Here is a 14,313-nt window from a genome sequence, read left to right on the forward strand (position 1 = left end):
CCCGCCTTTTTCTCGGCACAAACTGGCGAAAACAAAGGGGAAACACCAATAACGGCGGCGGTTCTTTGTTCGTATTCTCGCCATGAGCGCAGTGAAAATCACCAAGGTTTCATTGAACAGATACGCTCTAGATTTTCAACATATTGTTTGTGTTTGGGCCGGGCAGGCGCAAGGGGAAGCAAGATGAAGCGATACGGATGGGCCGCGGCGGCCCTGGCATGCTGGAGCCTAGGAAACAGCGCCCAGGCGGCCGATCTCACGGTGACCGCCTTTGGCGGCATCTGGGAACAGAACTACCGCAAATGCGTGATCGAGCCGTTTGAAAAACAGACGGGCAAGAAGGTGGATGTGGTGCTGGGCACCCCGGCGCAATGGCTCAACCAGATTGCCGCCAATCCGCAAAAGCCGCCCATCGACGTGGTGACCAACACCACCGACACCGGCTACGAGGCGATCCGCCGCGGGCTGGTCGATGCCTTCAGCGACAAGGACGTTGCCAATCTCGCCGACGTCGCGCCGCAGTTCAAAGACGTGACCAAGGGCCACGGGGCGCTCTACGGCTACGGCGCCATGGGTCTGGCCTACAGCCAGAAGCGCGTCAAACAGCCTCCCAAGAGCTGGGACGAATTCGTCGAAGGCACCATCCGCGGCGACTGGACCGCCGCCATGCCTGGGATTTCCTATCCTTCGACCACGATTACCGCCCTATGGCTCTTCGTGCACCTGTACGCCAAGGACGATCTGGACAACATCGCGCCGGCACTGCAGAAAATCAAGGCCATGCACGACTCCGGCCACCTGATCTTCTGGAACGACGTCAACGAATTCCTGAGCCTGATGAAGACCGGACAGATCGACATCGGCATGTATTGGGACGGACGGGCCTGGGCTTTCCACGACGAGGGCAATCCGGACGTCCTCTACTACAACCCGCAGCCCGGCGCGCCCATCAGCTCCAGTTTCATCCAGAAGGTCAAGAACGGCTCACCGCTGGCCTACCAATTCATCAACACCGTGCTCTCGCCACAGGCGCAAGGCTGCTGGGGCTCGGCCATGCGGTATGCCATGTCCAACACCAAGACCCAGTACGCCGAAGCGGTCAAAGACCAGATCACGCCGGCCAGCCAGATCCTGATCGCGCCTTATGAAGAGATCGGCAAGCGGGCGGGGACCTGGGTCGAACAGTGGAACAAGACCGTACGCTAGCGCGCCCTTCCAGCGCGTGACCGCGGGTCTCCGTAGCGCTACGGAGACCGCCCGAGGCGTCCCGCTGCGATAATGGCGCCATCGTGATCACTTTCGCCAACCGCTGGCGCAGCATCGGAGCCTGGCTGCTGTTGAGCCTGGCCGGCATTCTGCTGCTGGGCCGCCAGGACTATCTCGCGCAGCGCGACCGCTTTCTGCAGGGCGCCAGCATCGCGCATCGCATGCTGAGCCAGAAAGCCGTGCAGCACGAGGCGGTGCTCGAGACCCTGGCCGCGCTCTCGCATCCCCCGGCGCCCGAGCGCCTGCTGCCCAGCCTGCGTCCGGCGCAGGCCGAATTGCTGGGCCTGGGATGGCGCTCGCCGCAAGGCTGGCAGGGCAGCCAGCCCGCGCCGGCCGGCCTGGATGAAGCCGTTGCGCGCGCCGCGGCCCGCGGCCATGCCGTGACCCTGCCTCTGGACGCGCGCCATTACTGGCTGGTCGCGCCCTCGTCCTGGAGCATGCTGGTCGACGCCGGCCAACTGCTTGCGGCCGGCGACATCGCGGCCGAGATCGGCACGCTGACCGTGGCCGTGGGCGGCGAGGCGCTGGCGCTGCGGCAGGCCGCGCCGGCCTGGGGGCCCCTGCTGTCCATCACCAAGCCCCTGGGCTCGGCCAGCCAGCCTTTCGTGATGCAGGCCAGCCGCCGGCTGGGTCCGGCCAGCTGGCCCTGGCTGGCCTGGGCCGCCTGGATCGCGGCCAGCGCCGTGCTGGTGGGCGCGGCCCGCTATTGGCGCAACAGCCGCCGGCAGGCGCGCCGCCAGGCCGAGCAGGCGCGCCTGGCCGCCCTGACGCGCCTGAGCACGCTGGGCGAGATGGCCGCCGGCATCGCCCACGAGCTCAACCAGCCCCTGACGGCCATCCTGGCGCAGACCCGGGCGGCCCAGCGGCTGATGGACGAGCCCGGCGAAGCGCCGGCGGTGCGCCAGGCCCTGGAAGCCAGCGCCCAGCAGGCGCGCCGCGCCGCCGATATCATCCAGCGCCTGCGCGCCTTGGTCGGCCCGGGCGCGGCCGCCGCGCGCCAGCCCTTGGCCCCGGACGCCCTGGCCGCCGATCTCGCCTTCCTGTGCGAGCCGGAACTGGCCCGCCACCAGATCGCCTTCGACTGGTCCAATGCCGCGCCCGGCACCCGCCCCTTGGGCGACCCCGTCGCGGTGGCGCAGATCCTGCACAACCTGGCGCAAAACGCCATCGCCGCGCTCCAGGCCCGCCCCGGACCGCGCCGCATCCGCCTGCGCGGGCAGGCCGATGCCCAGCACTATCGCTTCAGCCTGAGCGACAACGGTCCCGGCATCGCCGAGAGCCATCTGCCGCATCTGTTCGAGCCGTTCTACACCACGCGGCCCGACGGCATGGGGCTGGGGCTGGCCTTGTGCGAAACCCTGGCAGGCGCCATGGATGCGCGCATCGAGGCCGCCAACCTGCCTGGCGGCGGCGCCTGCTTCACGCTCAGCCTGCCCCTGGAGACGCCGCCATGAACGCTCCCGACACCCCCGTGGTCTATCTGGTCGACGACGACGACGCGGTGCGCGAGGCGCTGGCCCTCCTGCTGCGCAGCGTGGGCCTGCGCAGCGCGGGCTATGCCGATCCGCTGCGCTTCCTGCACGACCTGGACGCCCAGGCCATCGGCTGCGTGGTGCTCGACATCCGCATGCCTGGCATCAGCGGACTGGACGTCCTGGCGCGGCTGGCCGGACAGAGCGACCTGCCGGTCATCATGCTCACCGGCCACGCCAACGTCGATCTCTGCCGCCGGGCCTTCAAGGGCGGCGCCATCGAGTTCCTGCAAAAGCCCATGGACGACGACATCTTCCTGGACGCCGTGCAGGCGGCCGTGCGCGGCCATAGCGCCAGCCGCGAACGCGCCGCCGTAAGCGAAGCGGCCCGGGCGCGCCTGCAGCGCCTGTCGGCACGCGAACGCGAGGTCGCCCGGCGCGTGGTGCAAGGCTGCGCCAACAAAGAAATCGCGCGCGAGTTCGCGCTCTCGCCGCGCACGGTCGAAACCTATCGCGCCAACGTCTTCGCCAAGCTGGAGGCTGGTTCGCTGGCGCAGCTCATACGCCAATACGCCCTGCTGCTGGATCCGCCTCCTCCGTAGCGCTACGGAGCCGGCTGCGTAGCCGGGCGAATACCGCGCCGCGGCGCGGCTGCCTAAGCTGGAGGCTCTTTCCAACAAGGACGACCCCCATGCGCCACACCGCTCTCCTGTTTGCCGGCCTCGCCCTGTGCGGCACCGCCCAGGCCGCCGCGCTCACCGAAAAAAACGTCTCCCTGCAAGACGCCCGCCAACTGGCCGACGCGGCCGTGGCCGCCTGCCAGGCCAAGGGCTATCACGTCACCGCCTCCGTGGTCGACCGCGCCGGCGTCCTCAAGGCGCTGTCCCGCGCCGACAACGCCGGCCCGCACACCATCGAAGGCAGCCGCCTGAAAGCCTATACCTCGGCCTCGGCCAAGCTGCCCACGCTGGCCATGATGGAAAACGCCCAGAAAAACCCCGGCGCGGCCAATCTGACCGACATCCCGGGTTTTCTGCTCCTGGGCGGCGGCGTGCCCGTCAAGTCGGGCGACACCGTGATCGGCGCCATCGGCGTGGCCGGCGCGCCCGGCGGCAATCTGGATGCCGAGTGCGCGGACACCGCGCTGCGGGACAACGCGGCGCGCTTCCAATAGGCCGGCGCCACGGTAATCGGTCCTAGCCCGTGGCCGCGCCCTGGCGCCGGAAACGGGCCAGGCTCCCCGGGAAAACAGCGGCATAGCATCCGGCTATGGCGCGTGAGCGAAAAATTCATCGGCCGCCAGCGGCTTTCCTCCTAACCTCGGGCTCCTTTTTGTTCAAGGAGTTGCTCGTGAAAAGGACTTTCGTCGCCCTGGCCCTGGCCACCACGCTCTGTAATGCCGCGCTGGCGCAAGAACCCACGCTGACCCGCGACAACGGCGCGCCGGTAGGCAATAACCAGCACTCGCAAACCGCCGGCCCGAACGGCCCAGTGCTGCTGCAAGACGTGCAACTCTTGCAGAAGCTGCAACGCTTTGACCGCGAACGCATCCCCGAGCGTGTCGTGCACGCGCGCGGCACCGGCGCCCATGGCGAGTTCACCGCCCATGAGGATTTGTCGGACCTGACCATGGCCGAACTGTTCCGCAAGGGGGTCAAGACGCCGGTATTCGTGCGTTTTTCGTCCGTGGTCCACGGGCTGCATTCGCCCGAGACCTTGCGCGACCCCCGCGGCTTCGCGGTCAAGTTCTATACCGGCCAGGGCAACTGGGACCTGGTGGGCAACAACTTCCCCACCTTCTTCATCCGCGACGCGATCAAGTTTCCGGACATGGTCCACGCCTTCAAGACCGATCCGCGCACCAATCTGGACGATGACCGCCGCCGCTTCGATTTCTTCTCTTTCTTTCCCGAAGCGACGCGGACCCTGACGCAGCTCTACTCCAACGAGGGCACGCCCGCCAGCTATCGCCATATGGATGGCAACAGCGTCCATGCCTATAAATTCGTCAATGCCGCGGGCCAAGTCCATTACGTCAAATTCAACTGGCGCACGCTGCAGGGCCGCAAGAATCTCGACCCCGCAGAGGTCCAGGCCGTGCAAGCCAAGGACTACAGCCATATGACGCGAGACCTGGTCGAGGCGATAGACCGCGGCGAGTTTCCCAAATGGGATCTCTACATCCAGGTGCTCAAACCCGAGCAGATGGCCGGTTTTGACTTCGATCCGCTGGACCCCACCAAGATCTGGCCCGATGTTCCCAGCCGCAAGGTGGGCCAGATGGTGCTCAACCGCAACCCGGAAAATGTCTTCCAGGAAACGGAGCAGGTCGCCATGGCGCCCAGCAACCTGATCCCGGGCATCGAACCCTCCGAAGACCGTCTGCTGCAGGGCCGCCTGTTCGCCTACGCCGACACGCAGATGTACCGTGTTGGCGCCAACGCCCTGCAGCTGCCCATCAACCGTCCGCGCGGCGCCGTGCATACGCAGAACCAGGATGGCGCCATGAACGCCGGCCAGCGCACCGGCAGCGTCAACTACCAGCCCAGCCACATGGCGCCCAGCCATGAGCTGGCCCAGGCCGCCGCCACGCCCACCCCGCTGTCGGGCACGGTGCAGCAGCGCCCGATCGCGCGCCAGCAGAACTTCAAACAAGCCGGCGAGCTTTATCGCAGCTATAGCGAAAAAGAACGCGCCGACCTGGTCCAGAGCCTGGGCAGCGAATTGGAACGGGTCAACGACGCGACCAAGCACACCATGATTTCCTACTTCTACAAGGCCGACCCTGAGTATGGGCAAGCGCTGGCTCGCGTCGCGCGGGCGGATCTGGCCCGCGTCCGCGCCCTGGCCAAGGAGCTGGAGGACTGAGCGCCGGTCGGCACGGTCCGCCTAGCCGTAGACCCCGGCCGTCTGCGAGATTTCGGCGGCATGCGCCTTGAGCAGCGCCAGCGTCTGGGCTTCGGAGGCCTCGTGCAGCAGATGGTTGGGGCCCATCACCGTCAGGGCCGCGATGATGGTGCCCGACAGATCGAATATGGGCGCCGACAAGGAAGTGAAGTTGGGCAGCAGACTGTTGCGGCAGCGGCTATAGCCTTGTTCGCGGATGCGCGCGGCCATCTCGCGGAAGGCCTCGACGTTGCGCGGTACGCCGGCATCCTGGGGTTCGGCCACCAGGCTTTGCAGGGACAGTTCTTCCTGCAGCAGCGAGGCCGTCACGGTCTCGGGCAGATGGGCCGCGAAGTTGCGGCCCAGCGCCGAGGACAGCAGCGGCAGCACGCTGCCCACGCGCAGTTCAAGCAGCGGCTGGCCGCGCCGGCCTTCGATACGGTTGACGATGGTCGGCCCTTTGTTGCCCCATACGCCCAGAAAGACGGTATGCCCGGACTGGGCGCTGATGTCTATCATGGCGGGGCGGGCAAGCTTGTAGACGTCGAACTGTTCCAGCGCCGCCACACCCAGCTTCAGGGCATAGCTGCCCAGGCCGTAATGGCCGGTATCGGCATCCTGCTGCACCACCCCGACCCGCTGGAAGCTCACCAGGTAGTAATGGGCGTTGGCCACGGTCAGGCCGGTCTCTTCGGCCACGCGGCTCAGCGGCAGCGGGCCGCCGGCCCGCACCATGGTGTCCAGGATGGAGAATCCGATTTCCACCGACTGGATGCCGCGTTGCCTGGCCTTGGGTTTGGCGTCGGCGGTCTGCTCGTCGGTCGTGGGTCGTTTGGGCATTGCTCGGCGTCTTGGAGTGATCTTGTGCAGGGGCTAATTTACTATCAAACCGCCCCTGCGCAGGCCAGGCGCCGGCCGGCGGCGCGCTTCAGTAGCGGCCCGACAGCAGCGAGCCGTAGCCGGGCACGCGGGTGGACAGGCCGAGCTTCTTGAGCACCTGGTAGGTGGTCGCCACCGACGAAGAGACCACCGGCAGGCCCACGCGGTCCTCGATGGGCTGGATGGCGTCCAGCGAAGGCATCTGCACGCAGGCCGAAGCCACCACGGCGTCCACGCCCGAGGTCTTGAGCTTCTTGGTGATCTCGATGGGCGCGCGCGGATCCCGCAGGCCGACTTCCAGGTTGTCGGGGATCTCCAGCGAAATGCTGTCCACGACTTCGATGCCTTCGTTCTCGATGTAGTCAATGACCAGCTGCGTCAAGGGCTTCATGTAGGGAGCCAGCAGCGACACCTTCTTGGCGCCCATCGCATGCAGGCTGTCGACCAGCGCGCCCGCGCTGGTGACCACCGGCGCCGCGCCGCCGTTCTCGGCCGTGCGGCGGCCCAGCCGTTCCTCGGAGACGCGGTGATAGCCCAAGCCCATGCTCATGATGGCCACCAGGCAGGCATAGCCCAGCACGTCGACACGGGCATCGGACAGCTCGAGCGCGCAGCGGTCGCTGTCCGCGTCCATCGCCGCCAGTTCTTCCTTGGTCACTTTCTTCATGCGCATGCGGCTGGAATGGAACGTGAAGCGTTCGGCCTCGATGGCCTCGCGCGCCCGCAGGATGGCGGGAATCTCGGTCTCCATCGTCGTGTTCGACGACGGTACGATCTGACCGATACGATAGCGCCGGGGGGTGGCGTTCATGCTTGTATCTCCTGACTGGCTTCGGTCATGTTCAGGTCACGGTTGAGGTCTTCCTGCGACCCGTTGTCATCGAACTGCGCCGGCTGCAGAAAGCGCCGGTTCACGCGCAGGTCGAAGACGTCGAAACGGTTGTAGTGGCCGACGATGTCATGCATCTGCCGGGGTTGTATGCAGCGCGCGAGATCGAGTTCGGCGTAGACAATGCCCTCGTCGTCGATAAGCGGTTCGCCGATGGTGCGTCCATCCGGGCCGATGAATCCCGAGAAAGCGCTGTCGCGGCGGCTGAGCAAGGCGCGGGCATTGGGGAAATCGGGTTCCAGCGCGCGGATGATCTCCTCGGAGACCGTGGAGCAGGACACGATGGTGAACAGCTTGCCCTCGAAACTGTGCGCGGCGGCGCGCACTTTGATCGCCTCGGCCATGTCGTAGTCGGGCGGCGCCACGGGCAGCGAAATATAGTTGGCCACATGCACCAGTTCACCCTGGGACAGCAAGGCGAAGCGCGCCAGGGTGTTGGTGTTCTCGCCGCAGGCCAGCGCCCCCAGCGGGCCGACCGAGGTCTGGTGCACGCGCAGCGCCGAGGCATCGCCCGGCGTCCAGGTCAGCTTCTCGGCCCAGGTCGGCACCAGCTTGCGATGACGTCCGAGAATGCGGCCCTCGTCGCTGATAGTGACCACCGTGTTGTAGATGGTGCCTACGCCATGGCGGCTGCGCTCGTTCACGCCGATCACGACATTGATCTTGTGGCGCGCCGCCGCGGCGGCGATCTTGGCGATCTCGGGGCCGGGGATCTCGATGGCCGAACGCGCCAGTCTCTCGAACCAGGGGCTGCCCTGGACCGGATTGCCGATCCAGCTCCAATAGGGATAGGCCGAGATGAAAACCTCGGGGAAGGCCACCAGACGCGCGCCATTGCCGGCGGCTTCGGCGATCAGGCCGATGGTCTTGTCGACGGTGGCGTCGGTGTCCAGGAACACGGGTGCGGTCTGTACCGCGGCGGCCTTGAAACAAGGAAGGTCAAGCATGGAGGCTCTGCTTCTAAAAAAGAAATAAAGGAAACGCCCGGCGGGGCCGGGCCGCGCGGCGGGCGCGGGCCCGCCGCCAGCGTCAGTGCCGGATGTCTTCGTCGATGGCCACGGCCCGCGTGTTGGGCAGCAGGATGCAGCCCAGGATGCCGACCACGGCGGTCACCACGACCGGATACATCAGGCCGCCGAACACATTGCCGCTGGCCTGGGCCAGATAGGTGGCGGTAAAGGGCACGATGCCGCCGAAGATGCCCGCCCCGATGTGATACGGAAAGGACAGCGCCGTATAGCGGATGCGCGGCGGGAAGAGTTCCACCAGATAGGACGCCACCGGGCCGTAGACCATGGCCACGACGGCGGTCATCAGGATCAGGATGGCGACGATGGCCAGGCGGTTGACGCGCGCCGGATCGGCGGCCTTGGGATAGCCCGCCTCGGCCAGGGCCTTGCCATAGGCCGCGGCGTCAAAGCCCGGCACCGTCGCGCCGCCCACCGACATGGCGATGGCCTGGCCCGGCAAGGCCGGCACGTACTCGAAATTGATGCCGCGCGACACGAGGAATTTCTTGGCCTGGACGCAAGCCTTTTTATGATCGGCGTGCGAGCTGACCAGCGCGGCCTGCAGGCCGAAGTCGCAGGCGCCATCACGGGTGTCGGCATGGATGCGCACCGGCGTGCTGCGCACGGCCTCGGCCAGCGCCGGATTGCCGGCCTGCAGCAAGGCCGAAAACATGGGGTTGTAGCCCACGGCCGCCGCGAACAGGCCCGCCATCATCAGCCATTTGCGGCCGATGCGGTCGGACAGCCAGCCAAAGAAGATAAAGGTGGGCGCGCCGATGGCAAAGCCGATGATCAAGAGCAGGTTGACCTGCTGCTGGCTCATCTGCACGGCCTGCTGCAGGAAGATCATCACGTAGAACTGGCCCGTGAAATAGGTCGCGCCCTGGCCGGCGGTCACCCCCACCAGCGCGATCAGCACCAGACGAAGGTTGGCCCATTGCCCGAAGGTCTCCTTGACCGGATTGCGCGACAGGCGGTTCTGCTGCTTCATGCGGGCGAAGACGGGCGACTCATGCAGCTTCGCGCGGACATAGACCGAGACGGCCAGCATCACGATGGACAGCAAAAAGGGCACGCGCCAACCCCACTGGCGGAAGTCGTCCGCGCTCATGCTGGCCTGGGTGGCGACGATGACCAGCAACGAGAGAATCAGGCCGGCCGAAGACGTGATCTGGATCCAGCCGGTGAGCAGGCCGCGGCGCCTGGGCTCGCAATGCTCGGCGACATAGATCACCGCGCCGCCGTATTCGCCGCCCACGGCCAGGCCCTGGATGACGCGCAGCGTCAGCAGCAGGATCCACGACAGGTGGCCGGCGCTTTCATAGCTGGGCAGGCAGCCGATCAGGACGGTCGCGCCCCCCATCATGACCACGGTGACCAGAAAGGTGTACTTGCGGCCCAGGCGGTCGCCGAGATAGCCGAACAGCACCGCCCCCAGCGGCCGGATGACAAAGCCCACCGCCAGCGCGCCCAATGCGGCCAACAGGGAGACGGTGGGATTGTCCTGCGGAAAAAGCACCTGGCTCATGAAGACGGCCAGCGCGCCATAGATGAAAAAGTCGTACCACTCGAACAACGTCCCGACCGTGGACGCCACGACCACCTGGCGCTCTTCCTTGCGGCTGAGCGTCAAAGACGGCATGGCGGCGCCGGCCGCGGTATTTAACGTACCCATCACGTAACCCCGATGATTAATATTTTGGTCTTATCAAAAGACACATACATTATCAAATCAATGAGGGGACGTAAAAAATCGGGGAAAACCATTAGTCATGGTCGTCCCCGATGGCGATGTGTCAGGTGTCGGACGCCGCCGGCGCCGGCTAGATCTCCACCGCGTCCACGTCGTAGCTGAACAGCCACTCATAACGCTCGCGCACGCGGGCCTCGTTCCATTCGCGGTCCACATATTGCGCCGCGCCCTCCGCATGCGCGAGCGCGGGGTTATGAAAGCGCCGGGCATTGTCGGCCGAGCCGCGCACGACCCTGGCCGTGCGTTCGACGCGCGCGGCCTCATAGCGCCTGAAAGCTTCTTCGACGGGATGGGCCTCCAGGGCGCGCGCCAGCACATAGCCGTCCTCGATGGCCATGGCCGCGCCGGAGGCCAGCATGGGCAGGGTGGGATGGCAGGCATCGCCCAGCAGCGTGGCCCGGCCCTTGGACCAGGTCCGCAGGGGCTCGCGCAGCATCAAGGCCCATTTGAAGGGTTCATCGAGCGCCTGGATCAGGGTCTGCACATCCTCGTGCCAGCCCGTGAAGTCGCGCGCGCATTCTTCGACCGAGCCGCGCTCGGTCCAGGATTCGACTTGCCAGTCATCGCGCTCCAGGATGCCGACGAAATTGACCAGCGCGCCCTGGCGCAGGGGGTAGTGGATGACATGCGCGCCCGGTCCCACCCAGTTGAAGGCATAGGGCTGGCGCAGGCGCTCGGGCAGCTTGGCGGCGGGGATCACGCCGCGCCAGGCCACCGTGCCCGAGAAGACCGGCGCGTCGGCGCCGGCCAGCGCGGCGCGGATACGCGAATGCACGCCGTCGGCGCCGATCAGCGCGGCGCCCGCGATGCGCTCGCCGCCAGCCAGCAGCACGCTCACACCCGCGCCATCCTGCTCGAAACCCTCGACCCGGCATCCCAGGCGGATCGCGTCCGGATCGTTGGCCAGCACCGCTTCGGCGAGGATGCGATGCAGGTCGGCGCGATAGATGGTCAGGTAGGGATAGCCGTAGCGCGCGACGGATTCGCCGCCCAGATCGAACAGCGTCCAGGTCTGGCCGGTGGACCACAGCCGGATGCGCTTGCCGTCGGTGGGACGCGCCACGCGGCCCAGGGCTTCGCCCAGCCCCAGCTGGTAGAGCGCCCGGTTGGCATTGGCGCTGAGCTGGATGCCGGCGCCGACCTCTTTGAGGACCGGCGATTGCTCCAGCACCAATACCCGCATGCCGCGCCGCTGCAAGGCCAGCGCCGCCGTCAGGCCGCCGAGCCCGGCGCCGGCGATGAGGAAAGTGGGCTGTGAAGTTGTCATTGCAATGTGCTTCTTGAGGTTTAGTCCGGCTTGATGCCGGCCTGTTTGACGATTTGCGTCCATTTGTCGAGATCGACGCGGATGGCGCGGCCGAATTCCTCGGGGGTGTCGCCCACGGCCTCCAGGCCCAGGTCGCCCAGCTGCTGCTTGACGACCGGGTCCTGCGCGGCCGCGGCCAGGGCCTCGGTCAGGCGCTTGACGGCCGCCTCGGGCGTGCCGGCCGGCGCCATCAGGCCGAACCACGAATAGGCCTCGAAAGGCTTGCCCAGCACTTCGGCCACCGTCGGCACATCGGGCAGGCGCGAATAGCGTTGGGCGCCCGTCACCGCGTAGGCGCGCAGCTTGCCGGCCGTCACCTGCGGGTAGAGCAGGCTGACCGTATCGAACAGGAGATCGACCTGGCCGCCCAGCACGTCGCTCAAGGCCGGCGCGCCGCCCCGATAGGGCACGTGCAGGATGTCGACGCCGGCGCTGCGGTCAAAGAGCTCGGCGGTCAGGTGGCCCACCGAGCCGGTCCCGGCCGATGCCACGGTCAGCTTCTTCTTGCCCGCTAGGTCGATGAGCGAGGCCAGGTCCCGCGCCTGCAGCTCCGGGCGGCTCACGAGGATGAGCGGCCCGCGCACCGCCATGCCAATGGGCGTGAAGGACTTCACCGGGTCATAGTCCAGGTGCGGATAGAGCGCCGGCGCGACGACCATGCTGCTGGTGCCGCCCCACAGCAAGGTATAGCCGTCGGCGGCTTCGCGCTTGACCGAGGACGTGCCCACCGAGCCGCCCGCGCCCGAGCGGTTCTCGACGATGACCGGCTGGCCCAGCTTCTCCGCCATCACCTTGCTGAACAGCCGGGCGCTGGTGTCGGTCGGCCCGCCCGGCGGGAAGGGCACGACGAGGCGCACGGGTTTTTCGGGAAAGCCGGCGGCATGGGCCGGCATCGTGGCAACAGCGGCCAGGGCCAGGCAGGCGCCGCCCAACAGTCGCGCGCCCGCTTGGCGCAATGAAGAACCGAACACAAGTCTCTCCTGAGAAGGGTAGCGCTCTCTAATGGCGGGCTCTCGGGTGAAAGCCAGGGCGCTTGCAGGCATTGCACCGCAAAGCAATAAACAAGTAAAACTATGATGTTTTGTCAATTAACAAACATTGCTTGTTTATCCGGCAACCCATGAACTTCTCTTTCCGCCAGCTCCGCGCCTTTCTCGCGGTCGCCGAGACCGCGAGCTTCACCAAGGCCGCCGCGCAGCTGCACGTCACCCAGGCGGGCCTGAGCGCCATGATCCGCGAACTCGAACAGTCCCTGGACTGCCGCCTGTTCGAGCGCAGCACGCGCTCGGTCTCGCTCACCGCCGCCGGCCGCGACCTGCTGCCCACGGTGCGCAAGACGGTCGCCGACCTGTCCGGCGCCATCCAGGACGTCTCGGCGCGCAACGCCGGCCAGGAGCAGGTCCTGCGCCTGGGCGTAACGCCGCTGATCGCCAGCAGCATCCTGCCGCAGGTCTTGCAGGCCTTCGCCTTGCGGCATCCCGATTGGCGCGCCGAGGTGGCCGACCTGGACCGCGGCCTGATCGAACAAGGGGTGGAGAACGGCGCGCTGGACGCGGGTTTCGGGGCTTTCTTCCAGAAATCGGCGGGCATACGCCGGCGCCAGCTGTTTCCGGCCGAGCTCATGCTGGCCCAGCCGCCCGATGCGCCCAGGCGCAAGGCCGCCCTGGCCTGGAACCGGATAGACCCGGAAAAGCTGATCTCTCTGCCGGCCGGCAACGCCATCCAGCAAAGAGTGGACAGGCTGCTGCCCCCCGCGCCGCGCCGGCGCGGCACGTACAGCCATCTGGAGACGGTGCTGGCCATGGTCGAGGCCGGCCTGGGCGAGGCTGTCGTGCCCTCGTTCTCGGCGGTGGCGGGCAGGCGCTGGCGGGTCCGGCTGCAGGCCCTCGCGCCGCGGGTCGCGGTGGATTACTTCGTCATCAGCCGCAGCGGCAGGCCGCTCAATGCCGCCCTGGAAGGATTCTCCCAGTGCCTGCGCCAAGCCGCGCAGGGCGTGCCGCCGTCCTGAGCCGGCGTCAGGAAGCCTGGTCGTTGCGGCCCTGCATGGGGAAGCGCTTGCGGAACATGGGCGAGGCCAGGCTCGCCAGGGCCAGTTCCTCGGCCGCCGCCAGCAGCTCGGGGCCCAGCGCCCGCATGCGCGCTTCGGTCAGGCGCATGGCCGGCCCGGCGATACTCAGGACGCCGATGGCCGGCTCCGGCTGGCGCTGAACGGGCGCGGCCATGGCTGTCATGCCCGGCGCGAAGACCTCGTTGATCATGGCATAGCCGCGCTGGCGGCCGGCATGCAGGATATCGATCAGCTGGGCGATGGTGGTGGGCGCATTGGGCCCGTACTCCTCGGGCGAGCCGAAGCCTTGCCGCGCGACCAGGTCCAGTGCCTGTTCGTCCGTCATGGTCAGCATCCAGGCGTGGCCGGACGCGCTGCAGGACAGGCGCGCCTCGGCGCCGATGTCCGGGTCATAGCGCAGGCCATGGCGCGCCCCTTGCGCCTTGGCCACCCAGGTCAGCCTGTCGTCGTCGACAATGGCCAGGCGGACCAATTCGCCCGAAATCTCGGCCAGCCGCTCGATCAGCGGCTGCGCGATATCGACGATGCCCGTGGCCGCGAGATAGCTCAGGCCGATGGACGCCACGCGCGCGGTCAAGGCGTAGGCGCCATGGTCGCGCACCTGGCGCACATAGCCGCAGCGGCACAGCTCCGTAACCACGCGGTGCGCCGCGCTTTGGGGCAGATCCAGGCGCTCGGCGATGGCGCCCAGGGGCTCGCCTTCCGGCTTGTCCGAAAGGTATTCCATCACGGCGAGGGCGCGTTCAAGTACTCCAGCCATGTCGTTCCAGGTCGGTTGAGGTGG

The 14,313-nt window shown here is 67.2% G+C and carries 13 protein-coding genes; 6 read left to right on the forward strand and 7 right to left on the reverse strand.

What is annotated here, in order from left to right; genetic code table 11:
• Positions 1–183 precede the first annotated feature (183 nt).
• From AXA74_RS04200 to AXA74_RS04220, 5 genes are all read left to right on the forward strand, one after another.
• Positions 184–1,206 (forward strand): extracellular solute-binding protein, encoded by a 1,023-nt coding sequence (locus AXA74_RS04200; RefSeq protein WP_032977852.1) that lies wholly within the window; start codon positions 184–186, stop codon positions 1,204–1,206.
• Positions 1,207–1,289: 83 nt separating this feature from the next.
• Positions 1,290–2,720, forward strand: a complete 1,431-nt coding sequence (locus AXA74_RS04205; protein ID WP_230588804.1) for a sensor histidine kinase — start codon at positions 1,290–1,292, stop codon at positions 2,718–2,720.
• On the forward strand, positions 2,717–3,340 hold the full coding sequence (locus AXA74_RS04210) for a response regulator transcription factor (protein ID WP_032954821.1): 624 nt from the start codon (positions 2,717–2,719) through the stop codon (positions 3,338–3,340). The genes AXA74_RS04205 and AXA74_RS04210 overlap by 4 nt, the downstream gene beginning before the upstream one ends.
• Positions 3,341–3,429: 89 nt before the next feature.
• Positions 3,430–3,912, forward strand: coding sequence for a GlcG/HbpS family heme-binding protein (locus tag AXA74_RS04215; RefSeq protein WP_029578461.1), 483 nt, complete (start codon positions 3,430–3,432; stop codon positions 3,910–3,912).
• A 197-nt stretch (positions 3,913–4,109) separates the two neighbouring features.
• Complete coding sequence (locus tag AXA74_RS04220) at positions 4,110–5,606, forward strand: catalase (protein WP_223850586.1); 1,497 nt, start codon at positions 4,110–4,112, stop codon at positions 5,604–5,606.
• A 21-nt stretch (positions 5,607–5,627) separates the two neighbouring features.
• On the opposite strand, the gene AXA74_RS04225 is transcribed toward AXA74_RS04220, so the two are convergent.
• The 6 genes from AXA74_RS04225 to AXA74_RS04250 form a co-directional block, all read right to left on the reverse strand.
• Positions 5,628–6,464, reverse strand: a complete 837-nt coding sequence (locus AXA74_RS04225; protein ID WP_029578459.1) for an IclR family transcriptional regulator — start codon at positions 6,462–6,464, stop codon at positions 5,628–5,630.
• Positions 6,465–6,552: 88 nt separating this feature from the next.
• Positions 6,553–7,314, reverse strand: a complete 762-nt coding sequence (locus AXA74_RS04230) for a maleate cis-trans isomerase family protein (RefSeq protein WP_060833138.1) — start codon at positions 7,312–7,314, stop codon at positions 6,553–6,555.
• Entirely contained in the window at positions 7,311–8,339 is a 1,029-nt protein-coding gene (locus AXA74_RS04235; RefSeq protein ID WP_029578457.1) for a carbon-nitrogen hydrolase family protein, read from the reverse strand. The genes AXA74_RS04230 and AXA74_RS04235 overlap by 4 nt, the downstream gene beginning before the upstream one ends.
• Positions 8,340–8,421: 82 nt before the next feature.
• The gene (locus AXA74_RS04240; protein ID WP_032954820.1) at positions 8,422–10,044 is read right to left on the reverse strand and encodes an MFS transporter; all 1,623 of its coding nucleotides are present in this window, start codon (positions 10,042–10,044) and stop codon (positions 8,422–8,424) included.
• A gap of 181 nt (positions 10,045–10,225) precedes the next feature.
• A complete protein-coding gene (locus tag AXA74_RS04245; RefSeq protein ID WP_029578455.1) occupies positions 10,226–11,422 on the reverse strand; it encodes an FAD-dependent monooxygenase in 1,197 nt (398 codons plus the stop codon).
• A 20-nt stretch (positions 11,423–11,442) separates the two neighbouring features.
• Positions 11,443–12,432 (reverse strand): Bug family tripartite tricarboxylate transporter substrate binding protein, encoded by a 990-nt coding sequence (locus AXA74_RS04250; protein ID WP_029578454.1) that lies wholly within the window; start codon positions 12,430–12,432, stop codon positions 11,443–11,445.
• A 149-nt stretch (positions 12,433–12,581) separates the two neighbouring features.
• Between AXA74_RS04250 and AXA74_RS04255 the strand changes: the two genes are divergently transcribed.
• Positions 12,582–13,469 carry a LysR family transcriptional regulator gene (locus AXA74_RS04255; protein ID WP_032977855.1) on the forward strand — a complete coding sequence of 296 codons (888 nt, stop codon included), beginning with the start codon at positions 12,582–12,584 and terminating at the stop codon, positions 13,467–13,469.
• 7 nt (positions 13,470–13,476) lie between these two features.
• On the opposite strand, the gene AXA74_RS04260 is transcribed toward AXA74_RS04255, so the two are convergent.
• Complete coding sequence (locus tag AXA74_RS04260; protein ID WP_029578452.1) at positions 13,477–14,289, reverse strand: IclR family transcriptional regulator; 813 nt, start codon at positions 14,287–14,289, stop codon at positions 13,477–13,479.
• Between the last annotated feature and the right edge of the window lie 24 nt (positions 14,290–14,313).

Origin of the sequence: Bordetella hinzii LMG 13501 (assembly GCF_001548475.1) — a bacterium.
GTDB lineage: Bacteria > Pseudomonadota > Gammaproteobacteria > Burkholderiales > Burkholderiaceae_B > Bordetella > Bordetella hinzii.

Excerpts from the sequence above, each read along its gene's own strand:
- AXA74_RS04230 (WP_060833138.1), bottom strand. The coding sequence starts at position 7,314 with ATGAACGCCACCCCCCGGCGCTATCGTATCGGTCAGATCGTACCGTCG.
- AXA74_RS04245 (WP_029578455.1), bottom strand. The coding sequence starts at position 11,422 with ATGACAACTTCACAGCCCACTTTCCTCATCGCCGGCGCCGGGCTCGGC.
- AXA74_RS04255 (WP_032977855.1), top strand. The coding sequence starts at position 12,582 with ATGAACTTCTCTTTCCGCCAGCTCCGCGCCTTTCTCGCGGTCGCCGAG.
- AXA74_RS04225 (WP_029578459.1), bottom strand. The coding sequence starts at position 6,464 with ATGCCCAAACGACCCACGACCGACGAGCAGACCGCCGACGCCAAACCC.
- AXA74_RS04210 (WP_032954821.1), top strand. The coding sequence starts at position 2,717 with ATGAACGCTCCCGACACCCCCGTGGTCTATCTGGTCGACGACGACGAC.
- AXA74_RS04240 (WP_032954820.1), bottom strand. The coding sequence starts at position 10,044 with ATGCCGTCTTTGACGCTCAGCCGCAAGGAAGAGCGCCAGGTGGTCGTG.
- AXA74_RS04200 (WP_032977852.1), top strand. The coding sequence starts at position 184 with ATGAAGCGATACGGATGGGCCGCGGCGGCCCTGGCATGCTGGAGCCTA.
- AXA74_RS04215 (WP_029578461.1), top strand. The coding sequence starts at position 3,430 with ATGCGCCACACCGCTCTCCTGTTTGCCGGCCTCGCCCTGTGCGGCACC.
- AXA74_RS04260 (WP_029578452.1), bottom strand. The coding sequence starts at position 14,289 with ATGGCTGGAGTACTTGAACGCGCCCTCGCCGTGATGGAATACCTTTCG.
- AXA74_RS04235 (WP_029578457.1), bottom strand. The coding sequence starts at position 8,339 with ATGCTTGACCTTCCTTGTTTCAAGGCCGCCGCGGTACAGACCGCACCC.